Annotated in this window: 18 protein-coding genes and 1 pseudogene; 16 read left to right on the top strand and 3 right to left on the bottom strand. The window is 38.4% G+C overall.

Annotation, left to right across the window (positions count from 1 at the left end; translation table 11 throughout):
- Positions 1 to 716 precede the first annotated feature (716 nt).
- Complete coding sequence (locus tag AB4027_RS05840; RefSeq protein ID WP_368646381.1) at positions 717 to 1,280, bottom strand: hypothetical protein; 564 nt, start codon at positions 1,278 to 1,280, stop codon at positions 717 to 719.
- Positions 1,281 to 3,043: 1,763 nt separating this feature from the next.
- Here AB4027_RS05840 and AB4027_RS05845 point away from each other — a divergent pair.
- A pseudogene (locus tag AB4027_RS05845) lies at positions 3,044 to 3,139 on the top strand (SEC-C metal-binding domain-containing protein); the annotation flags it as partial.
- Positions 3,140 to 3,267: 128 nt separating this feature from the next.
- Here AB4027_RS05845 and AB4027_RS05850 read toward each other — a convergent pair.
- Complete coding sequence (locus tag AB4027_RS05850) at positions 3,268 to 4,179, bottom strand: prenyltransferase (RefSeq protein WP_368646382.1); 912 nt, start codon at positions 4,177 to 4,179, stop codon at positions 3,268 to 3,270.
- A 13-nt stretch (positions 4,180 to 4,192) separates the two neighbouring features.
- Positions 4,193 to 5,182: a polyprenyl synthetase family protein gene (locus tag AB4027_RS05855; RefSeq protein WP_368646383.1), complete on the bottom strand. Its 990-nt coding sequence runs from the start codon at positions 5,180 to 5,182 to the stop codon at positions 4,193 to 4,195.
- Positions 5,183 to 5,484: 302 nt separating this feature from the next.
- Here AB4027_RS05855 and AB4027_RS05860 point away from each other — a divergent pair, with 302 nt between their 5' ends.
- The 15 genes from AB4027_RS05860 to AB4027_RS05930 all read left to right on the top strand — a co-directional run bounded on the left by AB4027_RS05860 (position 5,485) and on the right by AB4027_RS05930 (position 26,475).
- Complete coding sequence (locus AB4027_RS05860) at positions 5,485 to 6,123, top strand: fasciclin domain-containing protein (RefSeq protein WP_368646384.1); 639 nt, start codon at positions 5,485 to 5,487, stop codon at positions 6,121 to 6,123.
- 364 nt (positions 6,124 to 6,487) lie between these two features.
- On the top strand, positions 6,488 to 7,387 hold the full coding sequence (locus tag AB4027_RS05865; RefSeq protein ID WP_368646385.1) for an ABC transporter ATP-binding protein: 900 nt from the start codon (positions 6,488 to 6,490) through the stop codon (positions 7,385 to 7,387).
- Positions 7,388 to 7,399: 12 nt separating this feature from the next.
- Positions 7,400 to 8,386 carry an ABC transporter permease gene (locus AB4027_RS05870; protein ID WP_368646386.1) on the top strand — a complete coding sequence of 329 codons (987 nt, stop codon included), beginning with the start codon at positions 7,400 to 7,402 and terminating at the stop codon, positions 8,384 to 8,386.
- A gap of 27 nt (positions 8,387 to 8,413) precedes the next feature.
- Positions 8,414 to 8,944 carry a hypothetical protein gene (locus AB4027_RS05875; RefSeq protein WP_368646387.1) on the top strand — a complete coding sequence of 177 codons (531 nt, stop codon included), beginning with the start codon at positions 8,414 to 8,416 and terminating at the stop codon, positions 8,942 to 8,944.
- A gap of 287 nt (positions 8,945 to 9,231) precedes the next feature.
- The gene (locus tag AB4027_RS05880; protein ID WP_368646388.1) at positions 9,232 to 9,537 is read left to right on the top strand and encodes a DUF1413 domain-containing protein; all 306 of its coding nucleotides are present in this window, start codon (positions 9,232 to 9,234) and stop codon (positions 9,535 to 9,537) included.
- Positions 9,538 to 9,916: 379 nt separating this feature from the next.
- Entirely contained in the window at positions 9,917 to 10,660 is a 744-nt protein-coding gene (locus tag AB4027_RS05885; RefSeq protein ID WP_368646389.1) for an SDR family NAD(P)-dependent oxidoreductase, read from the top strand.
- A gap of 55 nt (positions 10,661 to 10,715) precedes the next feature.
- Positions 10,716 to 11,447 carry an SDR family NAD(P)-dependent oxidoreductase gene (locus tag AB4027_RS05890; RefSeq protein ID WP_368646390.1) on the top strand — a complete coding sequence of 244 codons (732 nt, stop codon included), beginning with the start codon at positions 10,716 to 10,718 and terminating at the stop codon, positions 11,445 to 11,447.
- Positions 11,448 to 11,840: 393 nt separating this feature from the next.
- Positions 11,841 to 12,821 (top strand): PD-(D/E)XK nuclease family protein, encoded by a 981-nt coding sequence (locus AB4027_RS05895; RefSeq protein WP_368646391.1) that lies wholly within the window; start codon positions 11,841 to 11,843, stop codon positions 12,819 to 12,821.
- Between the two features lie 870 nt (positions 12,822 to 13,691).
- Positions 13,692 to 13,820, top strand: coding sequence for a hypothetical protein (locus AB4027_RS05900; protein ID WP_368644658.1), 129 nt, complete (start codon positions 13,692 to 13,694; stop codon positions 13,818 to 13,820).
- 440 nt (positions 13,821 to 14,260) lie between these two features.
- Complete coding sequence (locus AB4027_RS05905; RefSeq protein WP_368644659.1) at positions 14,261 to 16,288, top strand: McrB family protein; 2,028 nt, start codon at positions 14,261 to 14,263, stop codon at positions 16,286 to 16,288.
- A complete protein-coding gene (locus tag AB4027_RS05910; RefSeq protein WP_368644660.1) occupies positions 16,272 to 17,636 on the top strand; it encodes a hypothetical protein in 1,365 nt (454 codons plus the stop codon). Before AB4027_RS05905 ends, AB4027_RS05910 begins: the two co-directional genes overlap by 17 nt.
- Before the next feature lie 135 nt (positions 17,637 to 17,771).
- On the top strand, positions 17,772 to 20,507 hold the full coding sequence (locus AB4027_RS05915; RefSeq protein ID WP_368644661.1) for a TrlF family AAA-like ATPase: 2,736 nt from the start codon (positions 17,772 to 17,774) through the stop codon (positions 20,505 to 20,507).
- 99 nt (positions 20,508 to 20,606) lie between these two features.
- On the top strand, positions 20,607 to 22,229 hold the full coding sequence (locus tag AB4027_RS05920) for a type I restriction-modification system subunit M (protein WP_368644662.1): 1,623 nt from the start codon (positions 20,607 to 20,609) through the stop codon (positions 22,227 to 22,229).
- A complete protein-coding gene (locus AB4027_RS05925; RefSeq protein WP_368644663.1) occupies positions 22,222 to 23,394 on the top strand; it encodes a restriction endonuclease subunit S in 1,173 nt (390 codons plus the stop codon). Before AB4027_RS05920 ends, AB4027_RS05925 begins: the two co-directional genes overlap by 8 nt.
- A 30-nt stretch (positions 23,395 to 23,424) precedes the next feature.
- Complete coding sequence (locus tag AB4027_RS05930) at positions 23,425 to 26,475, top strand: type I restriction endonuclease subunit R (protein ID WP_368644664.1); 3,051 nt, start codon at positions 23,425 to 23,427, stop codon at positions 26,473 to 26,475.
- Positions 26,476 to 26,567: the final 92 nt, after the last annotated feature.

A 26,567-nucleotide genomic window follows, 5' to 3' on the forward strand; every position in this document is an offset into this window, starting at 1 on the left:
CCGATCGATTGAACGAAAGGCTTCCGCCATTCGGTTGAGAGAGGCAAAAGGAACGTGAACTTAATTATCTTTTACACTTTATATTTTCTGTTCAATAATGTGTTGACATTCCAGCTATTTCGGGAGCTCATCCTTTTTCCGGCACCCACTTACTGGAATAGTTGCTTATTTCAGGTATTCGACTTCATGGCAAGCGCTCAGTTCCTTGAATACATACTTATTTCAGGCACTCGACCTCATGGCTAGTCTTCAGTCCCGGGAATAGTCGCTTATTTCATGAACTCGACCTCAAGGCTAACGCTCAGTTCCTTGAATACATACTTATTGCAGGAACTCGCACGTGTTAAAGTCTTTGAGTTACGGCTATTGCCGCTTATATCGGTAACCCAAGTCGTACATAGATGTCGAGTTCCCACTATAGCGGATATTAGCAGGATCTCAAGCCACTTTTAGTCTTTCAGTTCCTATTATAGGCACCAATAATAGGAACTCATCCGCATTATTCTGCCACAGTTATTCTTATACGTCCTTATAACAGCAACTCACTCTCGTTCCTTCCAATCAGTTACAGCTATAAGTGCTCATAACAGGAACTCAATTAATCTTTCTCATTTCAGTTCCGGTTATCACCTAGGAAGGCTTCTGATCAATAAAAAAGCACAAGCTTCTCTGTTAGTATCAACTTTCAGAGAAGGCTGTGCTTTCATATGGAGGAGCTAGTGGTATCTGAATTCGATCGGTGCGGTGACGATCCGTTTATAATGCTTCCGTCTTTGTGTCAGATCACTACTTTGCATGAAGAGAATGGAGAAGGCTTCCCACAGAAACACCCAGCTGCCGACCGTTAAGTTTAAAAGCAAGAGTTCCTGAAGCAGACGGCTTTCTTCGCTGATCTGCAGATAGGTCGTCAAGATCGTGAACAGAACGGAGACTGCGATATACACAAAGGATTTATTTCTCTTCCGGTTCGTGTGTTTCGTCGTCAAAAAATAGCGATAGTTAAAATGGTTGCGGACGCCGTTGATGATAGTCTTTTCCATTTCCTTGTCTTTCTTTTCATCTTGCATGTTAAAGACGAGCTTAATTTTATTTTTTGAGTCGATCTCATATGAAAATTCATCTAAAAAAGTTTTCAGGCTGGAATCCAGATCCCTTATATTGTAGACAGACGAATCCCACGTATTGAATACTTCGTCATAATCCTTTAAAGCAATATCAATGATATAATTACCTGTATCCGGGTCGATCGTATAAAATTGATCTAAAAAATTGGTCTTCATTTTATTTCCCTTTCTTTACATAAAAATCAAGCGTATTTCTCGTATGAAACGCAGCGGACTCGCCAGCTTCAGTTGCTTCGGTCCGTTTTCACGTTGTTTCATCATACCAAAAACAGGGCAGAGATTTCAAAGTGAACGGAATCATGGATGCTGATTCATTAGAAAATTCATATGAAGGTACGAAAAAAGAGGGAAGAGCCAGTGCTGATCTTCACTAGTATGATAAGGTAGAGTAAACTGATGTTGTGTTTATTCAAATAAGAAATGACATAAAAAAATGTGAGGAGAAATAGAGGCACACACAGCCAGATCATCTTGTCCTGATGAGTTATTATAAGGATTTTATTGTAACTATTGACGTCAAAGAGAAGAGTGTGTCATTATATAATCACTGCCGCGATCACGTACGTGGCGATTGAGATATGAAAGAAATCACTCGTTGTTTATACAATAACTGCAGTGATTCTCCGTCGCGAGCAGGTAATGATATTTCACTTGTAACAGTGTTAACTATTATTTATGGACGAACCAGTAAAAGGAGAACTTTATCAATGAATGACTTTAAATACAATGATTTGATTGAACAATACACAGACGATTTCACTTCACAGCTCGTCGAGGAATCAGTAGATGAAACCCTAAGTACTCTTTCTCTCCAGCGTGTGCCCAAATCGAACAAGTTATCGGATTGCCTTGATGCTTATACCAAAGATAGTTTATGTACACTTGCAGAGATCAATGGCATCCCGGTAAAAAAAAGCTGGAATAAAGCTAAAATGGTCGAGACACTTTCCCAGAAAATAAGTGGCACCTATAACGAACGCGTCTGTTTTTTTAACGATCTGCAGATAGAATTGTTACAGATGTTTGTCGATGGTAAATTTTCAAATACTGACTTATCCAGGCGTGAGACGATGTTTTTCCTTGCTGTTTATCCCGCTGCAGTGAAGTTAGGGTTGCTTTTTTCGAAGGATTCTTCAGATCAATTGATCAGCGTTCATTCAACCGAGCTGGCAGATGCACTGAGACAACTCAAATCCATCCGTAAAAGCGAACGTGTTCAGCGCTTTGTCCATATTCGACGTCTCCTTGAATTAGCTATTGATCTGTATGGCATCGTCAGTAAAGACTTTCTACTCACGTTATATCGTAAGGCTTATCCTGAGGAACCGTTTGGACTAAACGATTACCAGACTTTTTTCATCCTTGTGAATATTCTAATGGTAGAAGATACTTACTATAGTTTAGAGGATGACTATATCGCTAGTAAGGCGTTCAATACCATAGAAGACGCAGAAGCGTTTAGACTTGGGTCGGAGAGTTATTTTAAAAAAGAGTATTACATCCCTTCAAGAGAAATCCTTTTATCTTGGATGAAAACTGATTTTAGAGCTCAAGAAAAGTCTTACAAACAGTTAGAAAAGTTTGTGCGTGACGTGTCGAAAGACCACGGTAATGCCATGGAGATATTGACTTTCCATCTGAAAATCGGTAGTGGGTTTAGGTCAGTGGTAGAAGAACTAGACGATTTCAGCGTCCTTTTTTTCCAAAATCCAAAACAAGCTGACCGTTTTGTTGAGCTATATGCCGATGCCGCAAATCATAGTCGGGAATGGCAGCTCCATGGTTATACGCGTATAGAAATGCGTGATCGCTTTGAAGGGGTAATGTATGATCCAGATAAAATGGATGCATCCTTACTCATTAGAAATAAAGCGGCTAGTCATTTTTCATCTGATAACTTCCTGGAAACGACTCCAGTTCAAAAACCTGTTACAAATCCGTACAAAAACGTGTCACGCAATGATCCTTGTCCTTGTGGCAGTGGCAAGAAGTTCAAAAAATGCTGCGGTAGATAATTCATCGCCTATTCTTTTAAAGTAGAAGGCAAGAAAAAGTGTTATGAACAAAAAAAATCAGTGATGAACACCGAAAGGAGACCTTTCAGTTCGTCACTGATTTTTTCTTGCCTATTTTATTAGAATAATCAGATATTCAACCAGGCACCAAGGAAGAAAGTGATAATGATTGGAACAGGGATGACGGCTGAGTTGATGATCGTCGTCATAAAGGTGGTCTGTTTGTCCTGATGGTTCGTGAAGATGCGGATATTCTTCAAGACGTACGGGAACGTCAAGAGAGACAAGGCCACAAGTCGTGGGAAGGTCCCGAAAACGACGGACAGGATGACCGCGGTATAAGCCGCGTAGTAAAAGTATTTAAAGACAACGAGGGCTTTATCCACGCCGATATGATACGGCAGCGTATACCGGTCGTCTTCGATATCTTCTTCCAGATCACAAATGTTATTGGCAAGCAGGATGGCCATGACCGTGATGGAGGTAGGGATGGACGCGACGATCAGCTGCAAGGTGGTGACAAGATCGAATTGCATCACGTCAAAGGCGTTGACGTAAACCATGGAAGCGAAGATACCAAAGCCCATCGACAACCCAATGAAGAATTCACCGAACGGCGTGCTTGAGATCGGCCGTGGACCAGCGGTATACAAAATGCCGATCAGCATGCCTCCAATAAAGCCGATGTATAACAGGATGATGGACGTCTGAAAAACTAAGTATAAACCGATGACCAAAGCGACAGCACCGGATATATAATAAGCCAGGCGGACATTTTTAAGCGGGATGTTTTCCTTGCCGACGGTCATATCCTGAGCGTGGTCCGCATTCTTGTTATCGGCGATGTAATAATCCAGATAGTTATCTCTAATATTGACTGCCAGATGAAAGATAACGACGGTGAGTAAGCCCAAAATAGAAAAACCTAAGCGGAAGGCGTCATAATTGTACCAGGCGTAAAGGATACCGATCAAAGCCGGAAAAATACTGGTCGTGGTGGTTTCTACCTGAGCGAGCAGGATATATTGTTTAAGTGTCATAGGAATCTCCTTTTTAATAGTCTTTGGTGAGTAGTGTTTTCGTCAAAGTATACAGAACCTCTTTTTCTGGCTGATCGAGAAGCTGCTCGATCAAGGCCAGCGCTTTATCGATGTATTCCCTGGCAATACCGTGTGCGCGTTCGATGCAGTCGTGTTCATGCAGCAGCGCAACTAATTCAGCCAGATCACTGTCCGACAACTGTTCTCCTTTTTCCAGTAGAGGAAGGAAGGCGTCTTTATTCGCCTCCAAGCCTAAAATGAGGGGCAGAGTATAGATCCCTTGTTTGACATCGTTCAAAACAGGCTTGGATAAGTTCTCAGGTGTTTGCGTGTAATCCAAAATATCATCCAACATCTGAAAGGCGATCCCGATATGCTGACCGATTACACCGCTTTGTTCAATGACTTCAGGTTTGCACTGGCCAAAGTAGGCGCCTTCGTAACAGCTCAACTCAAACAGCTGAGCGGTCTTTCCTTTAATGCTGTTCAAGTACGTGTCAAAGGTGATAGCTGTATCATAGGCATTCGTCATCTGATTGATTTCACCTAATAACACCTGCTTCATCGACTGGGTATTCAATTGAATGATATCGACCGAGTCCGTCGCATCAGCCAGTAATTCGAAATACACGGAGATCATTAGATCGCCTGTATACACCGCCACATCCTGACCGTGTTTGGAGTGGACCGTTTCGCTCCCGCGCCGTAATGCCGCCTCATCGATGATGTCGTCATGAATGAGCGTGGCCAGATGCAGCACCTCCGTCGAGGCAGCCGCAGCGATGATATTGTCATATGCAGCCTTTTGGGCATTGCCTAACTGTGAAAAAAGCAAGAAGTAGGCGGGTCTAAGTAGTTTTCCCTGACTCTCTATCAGAGCAGTGACTGTTTTTTCTATGTCCTTATTTTCAATCGTCGTTTTTTCTATGATCAGTTCAAGGCACGCCACTAAAGGGGCCTGGATATTGGGGAAATCGTCCCACATTGGATGCGTATTAACCATACCATTCTCCTTTATACTCGACTTAAATGTTGGTTCTTTCATTGTTCATGTATACTTTTTCTCTATATTAAATAAGTATACATGAAAAAGGGTGAAGTTCTGCATAAAAACCTTCAGCTGACTTAAACTAAGTGATTGGAAAAATCCATTCCTCGATGGTAAGCGGGAAGAAAGGCAGTCACTGCAATTCTATCAATTGACTTTAATGAAACCGCTTGCTATTCTTTGGACGTATAGAAGATAATTGTATTTTCTATCTGTTTGAGTGTTCATTTTGTAGCATAAGAGAGGGAGAATAGATGATGACTAAAGAATTAGTTAAGATGTTACGAGCAGGCGTCCTTTCATTTGCAACCGTCGGATTTTTAGCTGGCTGTGCAACCGATGATGATGCAGATACGGATTTAGACCCTGATACTGCAGAAGAAGAAATAGAAGATGTTGAAGAAAACGTAGAAGAAGAATTAGACTTAGATGAAGATACCGAAGACACTGAAGACAATATTGAAGAAACTGAAGAAGACATTGTGGCCATTGCACAAGGTAATCCTGATTTCAGTATCTTAGTTTCTGCCCTGCAGGAAGCAGAACTTGTTGAGACACTTCAGGGAGAGGGACCGTTTACCGTCTTTGCTCCAACTGATGAAGCATTCGAGGCACTGCTGACTGACTTGGACATTACAGCAGAAGAACTGCTTGCCCAGCCTGACCTGGAATCTATATTGACGTATCACGTTGTACCAGGTGAGGTATTGGCAGGAGATCTGGAAGACGGTCAGACCGCAGCAACCGTTCATGGCGAAGAATTGACCTTTGACTTGTCGGGAGATCCGACGGTAAACGATGCAGCCATAACCATGACCGATATCGACGCGAGTAATGGTGTGATCCATGCCATTGACACGGTGCTGGTACCTTCTGAATTTGAACTGCAAGAATAGACAACATTTAATTTCATATCCATGTAATCTTCAATGTTGCAATAAAGAAATCATCACTCAAACACCGTAAACACATTTGAGAGAATTTAACGATATTGACCCTTGGCCGATTTCAGTTTAGGCGCTTTTTAAAAGAAGTGCTTAAGTTTTCGACTAAGGGTTTTTTTGAAGCCTGTTAAAAGCCTTTTTTAAAACAAAAGCAGGTGCCACCCACTGAAAATATTGAACAGAACATGAGGCATTCATCAAGCAGATAATACTATACTAATCCCCATCACTGATTGTATGTAAGTTCACATTATGATAGACTTTTAATAATGCAGTTTTCAATGGCGCATTAAGATAAACAGAAAAAGGAGATACTATGACGACAACCATCGCAATAGATAAGGTAGGAAAGACCATCAATAGAAAAGAAATCATTAAAGATCTCTCGTTAACGATCAACGAGGGGGAAGTGTTAGGGCTGCTTGGTCCGAATGGCGCAGGGAAAACCACGCTGATTCGCATGATCGTTGGATTGATCGACATAACAGAAGGGCAGATCAGTGTCTGCGGCCATGATGTGGAAAACGAACACCGGGACGCTTTGGGAAACATCGGAGCGATCGTTGAAAATCCCGAGATGTATCCTTTTTTCTCAGGACAAAAAAACCTGGACTATTTTGCACGCATGGACAACGGTGTGTCCAAAGAGAAAATTGCGGAGCTTGTAGACTTTGTCAATTTGACCGATAGAATCAATGACAAGGTCAAGGACTATTCACTTGGGATGAAACAGCGTTTAGGGATCGCTCAAGCGTTGATGAATGATCCTAAGGTGTTGATCCTTGATGAACCAACCAACGGTCTAGACCCAGCTGGCATGCAAGAATTACGCCGTCACATTCGTTTGCTTGCAAAAGAGAAAAACGTCACAGTGATCGTATCGAGTCATTTATTAAGTGAGATCGAACTGATGTGTGATCGCATCGCTATCATCAAAAAAGGGGAACTCATTGCGGTAGAAAACGTTAGGGATGAAGCGAAACAGGTTTACCACTTTAAGGTTTCTGAACCAGAAAAAGCGCAAGGGCTGCTGCAAGAACAGTTCGACATCATAAGTCAGCTGCTGGAGGACTATTTAGTGGTCGAATTACCAGCTGAACTGTCCGATGTTTCCAGCCTAGTGAAAGCGTTCGTGAACAACGGTATCGCGATATACAGTGTGGAACCGAAAAATCATTCACTCGAAGACCGCTTTTTACATCTGACAGCTGAATAAGAGGAGGATATGATGATAAACCTAATTATAAACGAATGGCAAAAAGTGTTTTCAAGAAAAAGCAACATCATAATCATGGTATTTATTGTCGGCATTGCCGCATTGATGAGTTTTATGCCGCTGATTTTCCAAAATGAACAGGCAAACGAAACGAGTACATACAGCGAGAACTGGGAAAGTGACGTGTCTCAAGAGATAGACACCTTGCAGGAAGAAGCAGAGGAGTTGCTGAACCAGGACACTGAGTTATCCTTTAACGAGAGCATTACAGTGAGTAACAATCAAACGGAAATAGCGCGACTCGGTTATCATTTAGAGGCGGGGATCGAACCGCCTGCTTCGAATAATTTCTATAGCAGCTTAGTCAGCGCATCAAGCGTGAATGCACTGACAGGTATTTTTGTAACGATCATTGCGAGCGCTATGGTGTCAAAGGAATTTTCTATGGGCACCATTAAATTGCTGCTGATACGTACCCAGTCCCGAACAAAAATATTGACGTCTAAATACATCACGACCGTACTCTTGGCGTTCTTTTATTATGGACTGTTATATTTATCGACGGCGATCTTTGCGCTATTCACCACAGATATGAATCCAACATCGGAATATGTCTTCATGACGATGAATGGCACGTATGAACATGTGCAGTTTTTGAGCTATTTTGCCGGCTTAGTGGCCAGCAACCTGGTTTATCTAGTCATTATCGCGTCACTGGCTTTTATGCTGTCGACCCTAACGCGAAACACCTCATTGTCCTTGGGTGCGACACTCGGCGCAATCTTCCTAGGTACCGGGGTAACTCAATACTTGGCATCACAAACGGATCTGGCAAAGTATTTAATAACGGCCAATTGGAGTTTGGAAAACTACTTACCGGGACGCATGACATACATCGAAGGGGTAAGTTTACCTTTTTCCGCGATCGTTAATGTGGTGTATGTCGGGGTGTTTTTAGGACTGTCCTACTACGCCTTCAACAAGCAAGATGTTTTATGATAACGTTAAAAATTGGAGGAAACACAGATGAATGAAAATGTAACGAACAATAAAAAAAGATTTCCGTGGTTAGCACTCGCTGTTTTTAGTGTTGTTTTGATTGCTTCCATCCTGATCAATTTCAGTACATTAGATATTTCAGCTGAACCGGAAGTTGCTGAGCTATTTGAAACGAATCCAGGCGTGCGGTCCTTAGGGCTCATTTTCGGAGCCGTAATTGGTTTGATAGGAGGGTTGCTTGGCGTGGGGTTTCAGTACCTCGTGACAAAATTCCCAACGCAGTGGATCGCCAAAGACACGCATGTTTATAAAAATGAAATTTGGTCTGCCTTGTTTTACTCATCAGCCATTGGCATCATCCTAGAATTACTTGCTACATTATTAGACTTTCAAGGCAATATCGTGTTTTCGATACTCGTAAGCATCTTTACGACGGCACTGTTCCTTTTCTTATATATTTCTGGAGAAAACAAACCACAGCATATCAAAAGAGCCATTATTATCGTCAGTGTCGTCCTAGCAGGTATGGATATTATCTTAACCACTGGCGCACTGTAAAGAGCTAGAATATACTGCTGCATGTGTAAATGGTGGATGCTTAGCTGCATATACGGCAGTTAAGCAAGGGATCAAAGTTACACGAAACAGCTATCCTTTGACTATGAGTCTAAAAGAATCAAAACCAATGCTATCGTACCAGTGAGATGAACGTGACTCACTGGTACGTTTTTTATATATACTAACATTTTTATAATTATACCCTTTCTATTTATATCCTATTGTGATAAATTTAATTAAGGGATTACATAATACAAACTACACAGGACGGAAAGGGCGATTAGGATATGGATACAAGCAAGATAAGTAAAGATTTGCAGAAAGATGTCAGGGAATTGATTCTCAGAGAAAGACTGCATTACTTCAAGGAGAGTATCAAACAGGGCTTAGTTGAAGACGGCTTTGAATTCGAATTGAAAGATCTGTTCATAGAAAGCGAATGGGACGAAGTGGCTGTATGGCCGGGCAACTGGCGTTTAGGCCAAGCCTTTGCAAGCAAAGTAAAACATAATATCCCTTATATCACTAAAGCGGATGACAATAAAAAAGGCTATGCCGTATACAGATTTGATAAAAGCAAGTTCGAAGGATAATACATTTATGGCAGGGAATCAGGTGGATCATTCTGATTTTCTGCCTTTTTTGCTATCTGACCGCAGCTATTCGCTTACATCTAGGATAGGAGCGGGACTTTAAACTCGATCAGTATTCGTTATCGTCATTGCCGCAGAAAGGTAAATCACCACAGGATCTTCTTATAGAAAAAACACGCAGAAGTAAGTGCTGAACGAACCACTCATTCCTTGCGTAAGCGATTCCAAAGAGAGTATATTTATTTTAAGCGGACGAATAAACTGGATTGTCTAAACGTGTAACGCTAGAAAAAGGATTGAGTGAAAGCTTTATTATTTAAATAAGGAGGAAAAATATGTTAGATGTGACTACCGCCAGCGAAATGTACCAGCGGTACAAATGTGTGGCAGTAGTCAAGATGTTAAAAACAAATGGGTACTCGTCACAGGAGCCAGCCGCGGGATCGGACGAGAGATCGCTTTAGCGATGGCCAAATATGGGGCGAACCTCATCGTTCACAGCCGGGAGCTTAAGCATACAGAGGATTTAGTTGAAGAAATCAAAGGACACGGTGTGGAAGCCTTCGCTGTAGCCGCAGAACTGTCGAAGGAAGAAGACGTGAGGAAGATGGCCGATTCCGTTTTAGAGAAAGTAAACGTCGATATCCTGTTCAATAACGCCGGAGTCATGCCAAAGAGTCAGGACCCTTACTGGCAATTGGATGCCAATGAGTATATCTGGACGTATCAGGTCAATGTGATCGCGCCTATGATCCTGATCGAGAAATTCCTGCCGGCCATGCTGGACCAGAAATTCGGACGCATCATCAACACAACGAGCGGCATCAAGAACAGCCCGAGCAAAGGCGCCTATGCGGCATCAAAAGGGGCGCTCGATAAACTATCCAAGGACGATGCCAAGAAACTGAAAGCCAAAAACGTCACGATCAATGCCATAGACCCCGGTTCGATCAAAACAGACCTGGGTGGAGAAAATGCCTCTCACGATGTGGAAACCGTCATCCCAGGCATGATCGTCGGGGCCTTCGTACCCAAAGGCGTCACTGGCCAGTGGCTGGCTGCTCAGGACTATAGAGGAAAGAGTCTGGAAGAAGCTTTAGAAATGGTCGAAGAAGAGCAGTAAGGCAAAAAGAAGGTAGCGGATAGACATATCAAGTATAACTAAGGAGGAAGCGAACATGTTAGAGGTCAAAAATAAATGGGTCCTGGTCACAGGAGCAAGTCGGGGGATCGGACGGGAGATCGCTTTAGCGATGGCCAATAGAGGTGCAAATATGATCCTTCACAGCCGGGATCTTTCGCACACGGAAGCGCTAGTCGAAGAGATCACAGACCTGGGTGTCGAGGTCTTTCCGGTCGCTGCGGAACTGTCGAAGGAAGAAGACGTCAGAGAAATGGCCGAGTCGGTTTTAGAGAAAACAACGGTCGATATCCTGTTCAACAATGCCGGCGTCATGTCAACGAGTCAAAACCCGCAGTGGCAAGTCGATGCCAGGGATTATATCAAGACGTATCAAGTCAACGTCATCGCGCCCATGATCCTGATAGAGAAATTCGTGCCGGGCATGCTGGACCAGAAATTCGGACGCATCATCAATACCACGAGCGGCGTCAGGAATCAGCCGGCGGTAGGCGCCTACGCTGCGTCAAAAGCTGCGCTGGACAAACTGACCAAAGACTACGCAAGCAGACTGAAAGCTAAAAACGTCACCATCAATGCCGTCGACCCCGGCTGGATCAAAACAGACATGGGCGGAGAAAAAGCCTCAAATGAGGTCGATACCGTCATTCCCGGAATGATTCTAGGAGCCTTCGTACCAAAAACAGTCACCGGACAGTGGATGGCCGCTCAGGATTATAGAGGGAAGAGTTTAGAAGAAGCATTGGAGATGGTTGAAGAAACGAAGTAAATTGACAGAGACATATGAATAGAGCCCTTATAAAGAGATTTTAGGGGTGGCTATTCATATGTCATTTTTACTACCCATTAAACATTAAAAATAAATATTATTAATGGCTGGGGGGATGGTTATAAGAAGGTAATTAACTGTATAGAAAAATTGTTTAAGTAATATACGATAAATAAAGTTTCTGGAATGGGCTTTGGAGAAGGTTGGAAAAGTTTATTCAGAAGTAATAGAACAAAATATACCTGGTATGATTTTTTTATTATTATGAAGTTAAGGCTTATCTTCCATTTTAATACTAACGATATAAAACCATTTAGCATTAACTTTACAAACAGTTACTTGACTGGCTTTTATTATTTTATGAATCTCTATTTAAATAGGAGGTAATACTATATGAATAATTTATTTGATTTTGCAACTAAAGAATTATCTCAGGATGCTTTTATATGTTATTTACTAAATTTTGTTCACGAGGATAATATAGGAGAAGATAAGGAACTTCAAAATTGTGCAATAGACTTTTTAGAAAAAATAACTGAGAAGAATCCTATAAAAGAAAATATCTTAGTTACAGATATAAAGAGACAGCATCACCATATCGATATTTTAGTGGAAGTAAATAAAAAGTTTCATATTCTAATAGAAGATAAAGTTTATACTTATCAGAAAATAAAACAGATTGAGAACTATAAAAACAAACTCAAAAAAGAGGGTAAGAATAATATAATTACTGTGTATTATAAAATGATAGGACAAGATCGACCAGAACAAGTAGATGTAAATATTGGACGAAAAGATATGATAGAAATACTAAAACCTTACATTAATAAAACGAAGAATACAATAATTAAAAATTATTATGAGTATATTAGTTATATTGACAGTGAGTTTAACTTATTTAAAAGTGCTCCAATCGATGATTGGTCTCATAACGCATATAGAGGGTTTTATGAGTTCTTAACCAAAGAAGATGCCGAAGTAATTAACACTGATGGAATATGGGGTTGGAAGTACGTGTCAAATCCCTCAGGAGGTTTCATCGGATTGTGGTGGTTTTTTATTGAGGGAAAAGATTTAATTAATACTGGTTTACAATATGAAGGTGTTACAGCAATACACTTACAAATAGAAAAAAATAAAATAACTTTAAAAGTCCAAAGTGAAATCCCACTTAAAAATAACGTTAAATGGGATATATTTAACACTATAATTAAGGATTGCAATATACCTGATTTTAAAAAACCTAAGAGATTTGGTTATGGTAAAACGGTCACAATAGGTTACATTGAGTATGATGAAAATAATTACCTCGAGAGAATAAATATTATGGAAGAATTAATGCAAGATATCCAGAATGGTAAATTCACAGTGTAATAATGAGGATAAATTTCACAAGCTTTATAATTTCTTGTAATATTCGATAATTCGATGTTATTAGGAGAGTTTGTTGAAGGATTAACAAAATTAAAAAATGAGAAATGGTGTACTTTGTTTGTTTAATATAGTTGAAAGTAATTAATGAAACTAAAATAGTTGGCATGAAACAGTGCTTTTAAAATAAGTACTCAGTGGCATCAACTGAAGGGGAGAACCATTCAGTTGATGCCACTGAGTTTTTATCTCTCGTTTATTTATTTAAAACCGGTGTCAAAGACATCGTCGAATGTGTATCAAACGAATATGAAGAAGGTGAAAATGATCGGAGCTAGAATGACCGCTTAGTTAATAATCCTTGTTATAAAGGATATTTTTTGGTCTTGTTCGTTTATGAAAATCCGAATGGGGGCAATAGCAATTATATGTATTATCCAATAATGAAAATAGCAGGAAACAAAGATAAAATTGAATAAATTCAAGTAATAAAATCATAACATGTTGGCAGCTACCTTAAATATCACTCTTTTTTATAAATGTATAAAGCAAATGTATAAAGCACTAAAATCACAAATCAAGAAAATAAATGTAGATTCATTTTTAAAATGTCAATTGTCACTCATAACACATCAATATTAAAAAAAACACAACATATAGTATAACGATAATTCAATAAGCACATACATGTTGTGTTTATTTCTGAAAATTTGCTATAATAGTAGTGTGAAGAAAAGAGCAACGAATCTGCCAATTCGTTACTCTTTGCGAGTGAATGATGTTACTCAATTCTCATTGAGCATAGTATACATAAAGAATATACTAATTTCAATTAACTCACTTCTTTAACATTGATGAAAGGAGTGAGTGCGTATGGCTAAAAAGCAATGTAAAGGTGGTCAATTGAGTAAAGCTGGTAAAACTTTGTCCACATCAAAAAGTAAAGCTGCAAAGTCAAAAGCAGCAGCAACTTTAGCGAAGCATAAAAACAAACACCATTAATAAATAGCAAAAGAACTGAGAGATAAATCATTCTCAGTTCTTTTGCTATTTACCACAGTGAAAAATATATTAGTGGATGTAGGATAAGAATAATAACTAAAATCTAAATACAACTGAAAAGATACAATTGATAATATTAATGAACAAGAAAGGGAATAAGATATTCAAATGGCAGAATCGAAGCCTGTCAAAACTATTTCAATAAAGATCTAATCCTTAGAAAATATACCTCTCCCATAGACAAAAAAATGGATAATAACAGTAAACAAGTTATGAGAATCAGTTAAAGGTTAATGGACTAGAAACATTATTAGTTCTATACTATTAAGTAACTCGATTACATAATTATCTAAACAAAAGAATTGTTATCAAGTGTCAGAATAAAATAATTTTTTCTAAATTTTTTTAAATATACAAACTAAACAGAAAGTAGTGATTGCATGCTGACTGAAGAACAAGTAATAACTAGATTACAGGAAATTTTCCCATCAAGTAAACTAGATAAGACTAAATACTACACTTCACTACAAGTGATTAATAGTAAGGGGATCAAAAGAAATTTTGTAGAACTGCATTTTTATCAAAACAATGTAAAAATTGCGTTGATAGCTAAATTTCTAAATGACGAAGAGAAACAGTCTGTTGATATCAAACCAGAAAACTTTCGATGGACTTTAAACGGCGAAGTATCCGTGACAAATATAAATGAATTAAATGATGTCATTCCGCTTATCGAAAAATCTTATGTTGGTGTAAAGAATGCAGATTCAGATGATAATAGCATGAGCTTGGCAGAAAAACACGAGAAAGAATTCAAAGATTGGGCAATTCAGAGAAGAGTTAATAAAGGAAAAAAGGAAACAGACTGGGATGCAACAGTTCCTAAGACAATCTGGCTGAGAGGCTCTACAGAATTAGTAAAGTTCAAAAAGAATATTGATTTGATGCCTATAAAGGATTTACTCCTTAAAGTCAGCAATTTAAACACTGCTGAAATCGAAGAGCTAAATAGTCTACCGAACAATTTGTTTTCTCTGGAGAAAGACAAGTTTATCGAAGCACATGAATACATTAATAACTTTTACAAAAAACATTCAAAAGAACTTCGAGAAATCATTAATAATACGAATCTAGATGGTAGTCGTCGATGGGGATATAGTATATTTAAGAATACGGCTTTTGCCAATGAGTACTTAACATTTCTGAATGAATCAAACGTTCGATCTTCTAATCCAGTTTCGAAATACAGACGTAAGTTACTATCATCCAAAAACATTATTTTACGTGGAGCACCGGGGACGGGAAAGACCTATTTGGCAAGAAGAATTGCAGCCGAAATTATTAGCGGTGGGCGTACTAAGGATTTTAATGAACTTTCAAATGATGAACAGAGACAGTTCGAATTCGTCCAGTTTCATCCGAGTTATGATTATACCGATTTTGTTGAGGGATTGCGGCCTATTAACGATGAGACAAATGGACAAATCGGTTTTGAATTAGTACCAGGTGTATTTAAAAAGTTTGTAACCTTAGCAAAGGAATCAAAGCTAATTGGTGGGAACGATAACTTCGATGAAGCATGGAGTAAGTTTTTTGAAGAGGTACATGACATCACAAGTGATGATAGCGATGCGACTTATGATATTAAAACTCTTACTGGAAAAGATATGCATCTACAAGCTTATGTACATCATGGAATGGAGGGGGTGCAGGAAGTAGGTACGCATGGATATTATAACAAAAATCAATGTTATCTTATCTACCAAAACAAGCCAGGTGTTCCTAAAGGTGGGCTGGATAACTATAGAAAAGCAATAGTCAAACACTTAAGGGAAAACTTCGGCCTGCAGGATTATGTACCTAAACATGAAGAAGCTAAAGAAGTACCTTTCGTTTTTGTAATTGATGAAATCAACCGGGATGAAATTTCGAAAATTTTTGGCGAATTATTCTTCTCCATTGACCCAGGATATCGTGGAATGAGAGGGGCAGTTAAAACTCAATATGCTTCACTTCATGAAGATGAAGAGGAACTTTTTTATATCCCTGAAAATGTCTACATTATCGGAACAATGAATGATATAGACCGAAGTGTTGAAAACTTTGATTTTGCCATGCGTCGCCGTTTCCGATTTGTTAAAATCAAAGCTAATGATCCTGATCAGTTGGGAATGTTGTCTTCACTGGATTACTATGACGAGGCAGTAGAACGTTTAGAACAGTTAAATAAAAGAATCAGTAGTATAGAAGGATTAAACGACCACTATCATATCGGTCCAAGTTACTTCCTCAAACTGGATGAATTAGATAGTGATTTTGATTTACTTTGGGAAGATTATCTAGAGCCACTTCTTGAAGAGTATGTTAGAGGATTCTTGGATGAAGAAGAAATATTGCAGGAACTACGAGAAGCATACGAATTTGCTTCTGTAGAAACTGAGGGATTAGCAGATGAAGACTACAGATAATACGAGCCATAAGTTAGAAGATATAACATTATCTTCCGAGTTTCTTCGTAAAATTGGAAACAAAGACCTGCAAGAGCTCCAGCAGGATAATCTGTTTCTTTTCCCCCCTCACATCTCAGAGGATAGCAGCTTATCTGATAATCAAAAAGTGATTGAAACGAATGCAGATATATTTAAGACAACCAATATCATGGGGATAGTCGGTTATAATCAAGAACAATTGTTTATCGGCTCCCGATTCGATAATGGCACTAATTTTTTCTTTTATTATTTACTGAAGCGAGTATTAAATTTTAACTTTTTGAATTTAGAAGTGGGCTCAAAAAATCAGCGTAACTACATGGACTGGCTTATCTATCTTTTCCCTAAATACTTGAATGAATCACTAAAAAAAGGGTTGTATAAAGAATATCGTACCTATCAGTATAATGACTTCAATGTAAGAGGAACCATCGATGTCAAACGTCAAATAAAAGAGAATGTACCCTTTACAGGTAAAATGGCTTACCGTTCTAGAGAGTATAGTTATGAGAATTCGCTTATTCATTTGATCCGCTACACTATTGAATATATAAAAAAGCATAAAGAATACAGAAAAGTCCTTACCCACGACGCAGTAACTAGAGAGAACATTAAAGCCATCGAGGAGAAAAGCCAGAACTATCAGCAGCAAGGACTGCATCAGATCTATTCTCACAATTTAAGAAAGCCCGTTCGGCACGCATACTATTTTGAGTACCGTTTTTTACAACAGTTGTGCCTGTCCATTTTAAGCCAGGAGACAGTCATACACAATAAAAATGGCAAAGACAAGCTGTATGGCTTTCTCTTTGATGGGGCGTGGCTTTTTGAAGAATACGTCAACTTACTGATACAGGCTGATTTTTTGCATCCTAAAAATAAACAGCACCAAAACAGACAGCAACTATTTGGAAAACAATCTGCTGGTAAGTTAGGCGCCATATACCCTGATTTTATTTCTAAAAATGAAAATGAAAGAATTATTGCGGATGCAAAATACAAACCATTTGACAATATTTATGGTAAAGATTACCTCCAATTATTAGCTTATATGTACCGGTTCGATTCGAATAAAGGCTTTTATATTTATCCCTATCAAAGCAGCGAAACACGATCACATCATGAAACATTCCATTTGTTGCGAGGTGTAAATGGAATGTCGCGCATGAGAGCAATAGAAAGTGATATCTCCGTTATTAAATTAGGCATACAGATTCCTTCACATGCTGAAACGTTTAAAGAATTCGAGGTCGAGATGACATTGGCTGAAACTAGATTTAAAAACATTATTGGAGAACAAACTGATACAGGATTTAAAGACATATAGAATTTTCCTATTTGTGATAACAACATTAAATTTATTACTTATGGGTGAACTTAAAGATACTCCTATCATTTTTTTGTAGAGTTATTTGTTTATGGTAATATGATATAAATATATATTAAAAGGAGTCAAAACAATATGGTTGGAAATAGATGGTATAAATGTGACTTACATTTACATTCAACTGCTAGTGAATGTTTTAGAGATCAATTAGTGACCGGAGAACAGTGGGTAAATGAATGTTTAGATAAAGGATTAGATTGTGTTGCACTTACCGATCATAACACGGGGAAAAATATTGATGAATATAAACTCATTGCTGAGAAAGCTGGGTTAGTCTTTTTCCCCGGTGTAGAAATTACATGTGGCGATCAAGGAACACATTTACTTGTTATCTTTGATACTAACGCCAGCACTAGCACAGTAGAAGACTTTTTAATAAGAATGGATATTAGTAGAAAAGATTTTGCAAAGTCTCTTGCATGTTCTCCCAAAAGTGTTGTTGATGTTGTCGAAGCTGCCACTAATGAAGGTGCCATTGTTATACCAGCTCATATTGATGAATACAATGGATTATCTGAGATTAGAAATAAATGGTTAGATGAAGTTATGGAAAGCGCAGAAATACAAGCAGTACAGGTTGTTCAAAAAGAATTTTACGAAAATCGACAAAATAATTTACCGACTGAAGAAGTTAAGTCATTGAAAAAACAAGTTAGTGAAAAATATGGGAATGACATTGAACTTTCTAAAATAAAAGGTTGGTACAATGGTGTTAAGAAAGCTCACAAAAATGATTTAGGTATAGTTACTTTTTCAGATAATCCTCATAAGAATGGCGATTCAAAACATGGACTATGGGGTATCGGTAGAAGATATACATATATTAAAATGAGAGAAGAACCAAATATTCATTCGCTTAGAGAAGCTTTCTTATTTAAAAATATTAGAGTAGTGTCTGACTTTGAGGAGTTTAAAGACAACAGCAAGGAATTAGTGTTAAATAGATTATTAATACAAAATACAGAATTAAACGATGAAGAATTAGTAATAGATTTTAGTAATAACCTTACCACAGTAATTGGCGGAAGAGGCACAGGAAAGTCTTGTATAACAAGATTTTTATTATATGTTCTTGGTAAAGAAGATGAATTAGGTCCATTCTCAGAAATATCCAAAGAGTATAAAAAGTTCATTCAGAAAGACGATGGGAACACAGGAGTCTTGAAGCCAGAAACAAAAATAGGTTTAGAATTAAGCTATTTAGACGAAAAATATGAGATTTCAAGAAGTGAAAACAGCCACGAAATATCTATCATCAAAAACAATGAAAAAGTGCCTACTGAAATCGAACGTATGAACATGATATCCAGAAAGATCGATCTTTATGCACAAAAGCAAATTTATGAAATTTCTAAAAACCAAGATAGCATTAGAGATATATTGGACAGTTATAATATTGAAGACATAAAACCAGTAAAAGAGAGAATCAGAGAAAACAAATTATCCATTAATAAAGTAATGAGAGAAATCAATTCTATAAGTCAAGATATTGCAGATAAAAAAACACTAGAGTTAAACAAAGAAGATGTCAACCAACAGTTAACAAAACTATCGGATAATAAATACAAAGAGATAATTGATAATTTTAGAAAGCAGTCTAAGGTATATGAAATTATTAAAACAGATATTACCAAGCTAGACGAAACTATAGAAAGTATCTCGAAAAATCTTATAGCTCCAACTTTCAGAAATATATCAGACGTTGATTCAGAACTAAACACTTTACAAAGAGATCTAAAAGATACTTTAGATAAGCGCCAAGAAGACTTAAAGAATACAGTAGCTGAAATGAAGAAAGATCTAGAAAAATATAAAAAGCAACTGGGTAAATCTACTTGGGTAGAGAATTTTAAAACAACTAAGGGTAGATATAACGATCTTAAAGAAGAACTAACTGATGAAGAATTAAGAAAAGTTACAGATTTAGACTCTTTAAGCAAAGAATTAAGTGAATTAGATCAGAAATTAAATGTTATAAATGAAAAAGAAGATTTATTAATTAGAAACAGAGAAGAACTATCAGTTCTGCAGAACGAATTGGATGAAAACTATGCTAATCTAACTTTCGTTAGAAGAGAGTTCATAGACAACATCTTTTCTGAAATGGATGGAATTATAGTTAATATATCACCTCAGCGTGATTTTGAAGCTTATATTTTAAAAGTAAGAGATATTACTAATAAACAAGATACATTTGAAGGTGAATTTAATAAGATTTCTGATTTATTATATACTAATGTAATAACATACAAAGAATTGTATAGTGAATTCGAGAATATTTTTAACGATAATCCTCCAGAAATAATAAGCGATACAAGATTGGTGAACGCTTTTACGAAACTAAGAGCAGAACAACTACTAGAACTAAAAACACTTGTCCCCTCCGATGTAATAGGAATTACGCTTAATGTAAACGGTAAAAGAGTGAAACTTACTAATGCATCTGCCGGACAAAGAACTTCTGCAATCCTCTCCATGATATTAGCTTATGGAGAATCTCCCTTGATTATGGACCAACCCGAGGATGACTTGGATAGTCAATTAATTAATACTCTAATAGTTAATAGTCTCGTAACCAAAAAAGAGAACAGACAGATAATCATTATAACTCACAATCCTAATATACCGGTCAATGGAGATTCAGAATGGGTTGTTTGTATGGGAGATACAAAGAAAATAACAATAAGTAGTCGAGGCTCTGTAGATAACACAACTATTAAAGAAAGAATTTGTGATGTCATGGAAGGCGGACAAGATGCATTTGCAAAAAGGGCTAGACGTTATGGATTTAAAGAGACGCTAAGTAATTAATTTATATTTGATTTAAATTTTATTAAAGGTATCCTACAGATGATGTTGCATCATATATTAGAAAAATAGGAATTCAATAATTTAAGGAGCAATTACTCAATGGCTAAAGAAAACCCGAAAACAATTTATCAGATTTTATGGAACAGTGCGGATATTCTGCGTTCTAAAATGGATGCTAGTGAATACAAGAACTACATGCTGGGACTGATTTTCTACAAGTACTTATCCGATAACATGCTGCATCATGCGGCAGAGTTGCTGGAAGAGGACGTTAAGGATTTAGATGAAGCACAAGCCGTATATGAAAAAGCTTATAACGATCCGGAGATCAAAGATGATTTGATTTACGAATTGAACTTTGATTTCTCCTATTCATTAGAACCAAAACTAACATTCACTGCTTTGATGCAGTCTATCTACAAAGGAAAGTTCCAGTTAGAAGACTTGGCTCAAGGTTTCCGTAATATCGAACAAAGCAGCGATTTGTTTGAGAACTTATTTGAAGACATCGATCTCTATTCTAGAAAATTAGGCGCTTCTGCTCAGAAACAAAACCAGACAATTTCTGCAGTGATGAAAGAAATGGCTACGTTGGATATGGCTTATCAAGGTGATGTCTTAGGCGATGCCTATGAATACTTGATCGGACAGTTTGCCTCTGACTCAGGTAAAAAAGCAGGGGAGTTCTATACACCTCAAGCCGTTTCTAAATTGATGACACAAATCGTTCTTCAAGGAAAAGAAGATCAGAAAGGTTTTTCAGTATACGATCCGACCATGGGTTCAGGATCTCTGCTCTTAAACGTTAAGAAGTATTCCAATGAACCAGGGACCGTCAATTACTTTGGTCAAGAATTGAATACATCAACTTATAACTTGGCACGTATGAATATGTTCCTGCATAAAGTGGATGTCGCTAACCAGCACTTACATAATGCAGATACATTGGATGCGGATTGGCCAACGGAAGAGCCTACTAACTTTGATGCTGTCTTAATGAATCCACCTTATAGTGCAAAATGGTCAGCGGATAAAGGCTTTTTAGATGATCCACGCTTTTCCATGTACGGAAGACTAGCACCTAAATCTAAAGCAGACTTTGCATTCTTACTACATGGGTACTATCACTTGAAAGATTCTGGAGTTATGGCGATTGTTTTACCTCATGGCGTCTTATTCAGAGGCGGAGCAGAAGGTAAGATTCGTCAAAGTTTACTTGAGAATGGATCGATAGACACAGTAATCGGTTTGCCAGCGAACATCTTCTTCAATACTAGCATCCCAACAACGGTTATTATTCTTAAAAAGAATAGAGATAATAAAGATGTCTTATTTATAAATGCTTCAGAAGAATACACTAAGGTTAAAGCTCAGAATATGCTTGAAGATAACCATATTGACAAAATTCTAAAGACATATAAAAAACGTGAAGCAGTAGAGAAATATGCCTATGTAGCCGGATATGAAGAAATAGTAGAAAACGACTACAACTTAAATATTCCTAGGTATGTCGATACATTTGAAGAAGATGAGCCAATTTCCTTATCAGAAGTCACTGAAGAGTTAGCAGAAATAGAACTAAAGCTAGAAAAGTCGACAGAATCATTAAATGAAATGGTCCAAGAACTGACAGCAACATCAAGTGAAATACAAGAGGAATTGGACCAGTTTATTGAATTTATCGCAAAAAATAAATCTTATGGAGGTACTTTCAATGGTTAAAAAAGTCCCTTCTGTTAGGTTTAAAGGGTTTTCTAAAGAGTGGGAAAAGCGTAGATTGGGAGATCTGACTGAAAATTTTAAAAGCGGCATGAATATTAAAGCAGAATATATCTATAAGACTGGTGATTTTCCGGTTTATGGCGGAAATGATGTCCGTGGCTATACTGATACGTATAATCACGATGGTGAATTTGCTTTAATTGGAAGGCAAGGAGCTTTAAGTGGGAATATGAATTATTCTGTTGGAAAAGCTTATTTTACTGAACATGCCATCGCTGTTAAAGCAAATAAAGAAAATGAAACTAAATATTTATATTACTTAATGAGTAAATTGAGATTAGAGAGGTGGGTCACGCAATCCGCGCAACCAGGATTGGCGGTAGGGACATTAAAAGAAATTAAATCATTAGTGCCGAATAAAGATGAACAGAAGAAAATAAGTAAGTTTCTAACCAAGTTGGATGACACTATTGAACTCCATCAGCATGCCCTAAACCTTCTAAAACAAAGAAAAAAAGCCTTTTTTCAAAAGATGTTTCCAACAGAAGATGAGGATGTACCCTCCGTTCGTTTTAAGGGCTACAATGAAAAATGGACTAGTACAACATTAGGAAGTATAGGAAAAACATTTACTGGTTTATCAGGAAAAACAAAAAAAGACTTTGGTCATGGTGAGGCAGAGTTTATAACATACAAGAATATTTTTAATAATGCTATCGCTGATACTGAAGGAACTGAGAATGTGGAAATTGATGCAAAGCAAAATGAAGTACATTTTGGGGATGCATTATTTACAACGTCTTCTGAAACTCCCGAGGAAGTAGGTATGTCCTCTGTATGGTTAGATTCAAGAAAGAATGTATATTTAAATAGCTTTTGTTTCGGATTTCGCCCCCATTCAGAAATAGACCAATTATTTTTAGCATTCTTTTTGAGATCGCCATTAGTGAGAAGAAAAATTGCTATATTAGCTCAAGGTATTTCAAGATATAACATATCAAAGAAAAAGGTTATGAAACTTGAAGTGAAAATCCCTTCACTTAAGGAACAACAAAAAATCGGTAACTTCTTCAAAGAATTAGACAACTCCATTACTCTTCAAGAAGAAAAAATAGAATCACTCAAACAAATGAAAAAAGCCTTCTTGCAGAAGATGTTTGTCTAATAACTTTAATATAGAAACGAGGTGAATGATATGGCAACTTTTACAGCTGAACAAGTCTTAGAAGACAATTTAATAAAAAAGCTCATCTCTAGTGAATCACAGTGGACCTACCGGGATGATCTGCATACCGAAGATGAACTGTGGGAGAACTTCCGTCAGAAGCTGGAATCAAACAATAAAGATGTTTTAGACGGTGTCCCTTTAACGGAACAGGAATTCCGCCAAATACAGAATCAACTAATGTTTCCTAACTTCTATTCTGCCGCTAAATGGCTGGCAGGGGAGAACGGGATCGCAAAAGTACAGGTCCAGCGGGAAGATGCGTCGCTTGGGACGATTCGCCTGCGCGTTATCAACCGTCAAGACGTTGCTGGAGGGATTTCTTCTTATGAAGTGATCAATCAGTACAAGTCGGACAAACGAACCGTAGAAGACATGAATCGTCGCTTTGATGTGACTCTGTTGATCAACGGTTTGCCAATGATCCATATCGAATTGAAGAACCGTGCCCATCCGTATATGGATGCATATCGTCAGATCAAAAAGTATCTGAAAGAAGGTAAGTTCACAGGGATCTTTTCGACCCTTCAAATGTTCGTGGTCACCAACGGGACAGATACACGCTACATCGCCTCTGCCCAAGACACCAAACTGAACGAACAGTTCTTAACGAAGTGGGTCGATAAAGATAACGAACCCGTGAATGATTACTTAGACTTTGCAGAAAAAGTGCTGTCGATCCCTATGGCACATAAGATGGTCACCCAATATACTGTCATTGATAACGACAAGAAGTCACTGATCCTTTTGCGTCCGTATCAAGTCCATGCGATTGAAGCAGTCAAGCAGGCGTCTAAACAACGGAAATCTGGTTACGTGTGGCATACGACTGGGTCAGGGAAAACTCTGACATCCTATAAAGTCGCTCGAAACCTACTCCAAATTCCGTCTTTACAAAAAACGATTTTCATCGTTGACCGCGTGGATTTGGACCAGCAGACCACGTCATCTTTTACGTCTTATGCTGAAAATGACGTAATCGAGATCGATGAAACGGAAAACGTCAGAGACTTGATCAAAAAACTAGTCTCAGACGACCGGACCGTGATCGTCACGACGATTCAAAAGTTGAATCATGTGATGAAGCGTATGAGTTATCAGGATGGTTCCAAGCGCTACAACAAACTGACACAACTCAATATCGCTTTTGTCGTGGATGAGTGTCACCGCGCCATCAGTCCGTCTAAAAAACGAGAGATCGAGGAGTTCTTTGTCTATTCCTTATGGTATGGCTTCACAGGCACGCCGATCTTCTCTAAAAATGCCAAGAAAGTCGTCGGGGATCTGCCGCGGACAACAACCCAGCAGTACGGCGAACGCCTGCATGAATACACCGTGAAAGAAGCGATCCACGACAAAGCGGTCTTAGGCTTCCAGGTAGAATACAAGTCGACTTTTTCTGAAGAAGAACTCGACCGGACCTTGCTTACTTTAGCTGGGACGAATGAACTCGATATGGATGACATGGCGATTGAAGACAAAGAAGCCCGTCTGCCCAAAGCCATTTATGAAAAAGACGACCATATGCTTGAAGTTATCGACTCGATCATCAATAAGTCTCGAAAAAAACTAGGCTTTCCTAAAGGCTCCGGTCAGACGAACAGCGCCATCCTGACCACGACCTCGATCGCTCAGGCACAAAGGTATTATGACCTGTTCAAACAAGTGAAAGCGGGAGAGACCAGAGTAACGATCGATGAACAGACGAAACGTGTCTTGCCGGACTTTCCAAAAATCGCTATCACGTATTCGATCAGCGAGAACGAAGAAGCGTCTATCACGAATCAAGAGAAAATGAAAGAATCACTGAAAGACTTTAACAATGAATTCGGGACAAAATACACAATAGACAATATGCGCCCCTATAACAGTAACGTCAATGAACGCATCGTCAGAAAGAAAGACAAGTATCTGGCGCGCAGCGAACAGCTCGATTTAGTCATTGTGGTGGACCGCTTGCTCACTGGCTTTGATGCACCGTGTCTGTCGACCTTGTTCATGGACCGAGCACCGATGAAGCCGCACGACTTGATCCAGGCGTTCTCAAGGACGAACCGACTTTTTGACAAACCAAAAAAGTACGGCCAGATCGTTACCTTCCAGACACCGAAGACCTTTGAACAAAAAGTCAAAGAAGCTCTCGTCTTATATTCAAATGGTGGGGAAAATGATGTCCTGGCTCCGACTTGGGAAGAAGCCAAGCTCGCTTTCATCGATGCAATAAGAGAGTTGAAAGACCTCGTGTCTTCGCCAAGTGATTTGGACGACTTCACTAAACCGCAGCTCAAAAAATTCATCAAAGCTTACCAGAGGCTGGATAAGACTTATACGGCTGTCCAAGTATACAGTGATTACGAACCGGAACAGATGGGGACTGAATTTCCAATAGAGGTCAAAGTAATCGAGGCCTTCCACGGGAAGTATGTCAATGCGCTGGAAGAGCTAAGAACAGAATCTACAGAAGAAGAACCACTTGATATTGATATCGAGTACGAACTCGAATCCATCAAGACGGAAGAGATCAACTACGAGTATATTCTGATGCTCATTCAAGCCTTTGTCCCAAGTGGAGACGACGAATATGAACTGGTTGCCAGAGAAAATAAAAAAGCAACTGAAGAAGTCAATAAATACATCGAAGAACTGGCCAAGAGTAATCCAAAGATTTCTATCATCATGCGCAAGCTGTGGGACAATGTCTTAGATAACCCAGAAGACTATCGTGACAAGAATGTCTCTAATGTGCTGGAAGACATGGTCCAATCAGAAGAACAAGCGATCATTCAAGATTTCTCTGACCGATGGGAACTCGAAGAAGACGAGCTAACCTATGTCGTCGCTAACTACAATCCAAAGAGAGACAAACAAAACGGAGAAAACGAACTTAAACAAAGCGCCGACTATTACGCCTACCGCGAAAAAGTCGATGAACCAGTACCGAAACTCCGCTACTGGAAAACCGTACGCTCTGATTTAAAAGAAGTTATGGATAAAGAGATACTGCCGCTACAGAGGAAATAGAATAACATAAAATAAAAGGTATAATAGAAATTATGCCTTTTATTATTAAAATAAGAAAACGATTACAAATCAATATTACTAATGCTATCATT

Origin of the sequence: Alkalibacterium putridalgicola (assembly GCF_040959045.1) — a bacterium.
Lineage (GTDB): Bacteria > Bacillota > Bacilli > Lactobacillales > Carnobacteriaceae_A > Alkalibacterium > Alkalibacterium putridalgicola.

What these genes read in the sequence shown, in the direction of transcription:
- AB4027_RS05840 (WP_368646381.1), bottom strand. Translation starts at nt 1,280, where the DNA reads ATGAAGACCAATTTTTTAGATCAATTTTATACGATCGACCCGGATACA.
- AB4027_RS05850 (WP_368646382.1), bottom strand. Translation starts at nt 4,179, where the DNA reads ATGACACTTAAACAATATATCCTGCTCGCTCAGGTAGAAACCACCACG.
- AB4027_RS05855 (WP_368646383.1), bottom strand. Translation starts at nt 5,182, where the DNA reads ATGGTTAATACGCATCCAATGTGGGACGATTTCCCCAATATCCAGGCC.
- AB4027_RS05860 (WP_368646384.1), top strand. Translation starts at nt 5,485, where the DNA reads ATGACTAAAGAATTAGTTAAGATGTTACGAGCAGGCGTCCTTTCATTT.
- AB4027_RS05865 (WP_368646385.1), top strand. Translation starts at nt 6,488, where the DNA reads ATGACGACAACCATCGCAATAGATAAGGTAGGAAAGACCATCAATAGA.
- AB4027_RS05870 (WP_368646386.1), top strand. Translation starts at nt 7,400, where the DNA reads ATGATAAACCTAATTATAAACGAATGGCAAAAAGTGTTTTCAAGAAAA.
- AB4027_RS05875 (WP_368646387.1), top strand. Translation starts at nt 8,414, where the DNA reads ATGAATGAAAATGTAACGAACAATAAAAAAAGATTTCCGTGGTTAGCA.
- AB4027_RS05880 (WP_368646388.1), top strand. Translation starts at nt 9,232, where the DNA reads ATGGATACAAGCAAGATAAGTAAAGATTTGCAGAAAGATGTCAGGGAA.
- AB4027_RS05885 (WP_368646389.1), top strand. Translation starts at nt 9,917, where the DNA reads ATGTGTGGCAGTAGTCAAGATGTTAAAAACAAATGGGTACTCGTCACA.
- AB4027_RS05890 (WP_368646390.1), top strand. Translation starts at nt 10,716, where the DNA reads ATGTTAGAGGTCAAAAATAAATGGGTCCTGGTCACAGGAGCAAGTCGG.
- AB4027_RS05895 (WP_368646391.1), top strand. Translation starts at nt 11,841, where the DNA reads ATGAATAATTTATTTGATTTTGCAACTAAAGAATTATCTCAGGATGCT.
- AB4027_RS05900 (WP_368644658.1), top strand. Translation starts at nt 13,692, where the DNA reads ATGGCTAAAAAGCAATGTAAAGGTGGTCAATTGAGTAAAGCTGGTAAA.
- AB4027_RS05905 (WP_368644659.1), top strand. Translation starts at nt 14,261, where the DNA reads ATGCTGACTGAAGAACAAGTAATAACTAGATTACAGGAAATTTTCCCA.
- AB4027_RS05910 (WP_368644660.1), top strand. Translation starts at nt 16,272, where the DNA reads ATGAAGACTACAGATAATACGAGCCATAAGTTAGAAGATATAACATTA.
- AB4027_RS05915 (WP_368644661.1), top strand. Translation starts at nt 17,772, where the DNA reads ATGGTTGGAAATAGATGGTATAAATGTGACTTACATTTACATTCAACT.
- AB4027_RS05920 (WP_368644662.1), top strand. Translation starts at nt 20,607, where the DNA reads ATGGCTAAAGAAAACCCGAAAACAATTTATCAGATTTTATGGAACAGT.
- AB4027_RS05925 (WP_368644663.1), top strand. Translation starts at nt 22,222, where the DNA reads ATGGTTAAAAAAGTCCCTTCTGTTAGGTTTAAAGGGTTTTCTAAAGAG.
- AB4027_RS05930 (WP_368644664.1), top strand. Translation starts at nt 23,425, where the DNA reads ATGGCAACTTTTACAGCTGAACAAGTCTTAGAAGACAATTTAATAAAA.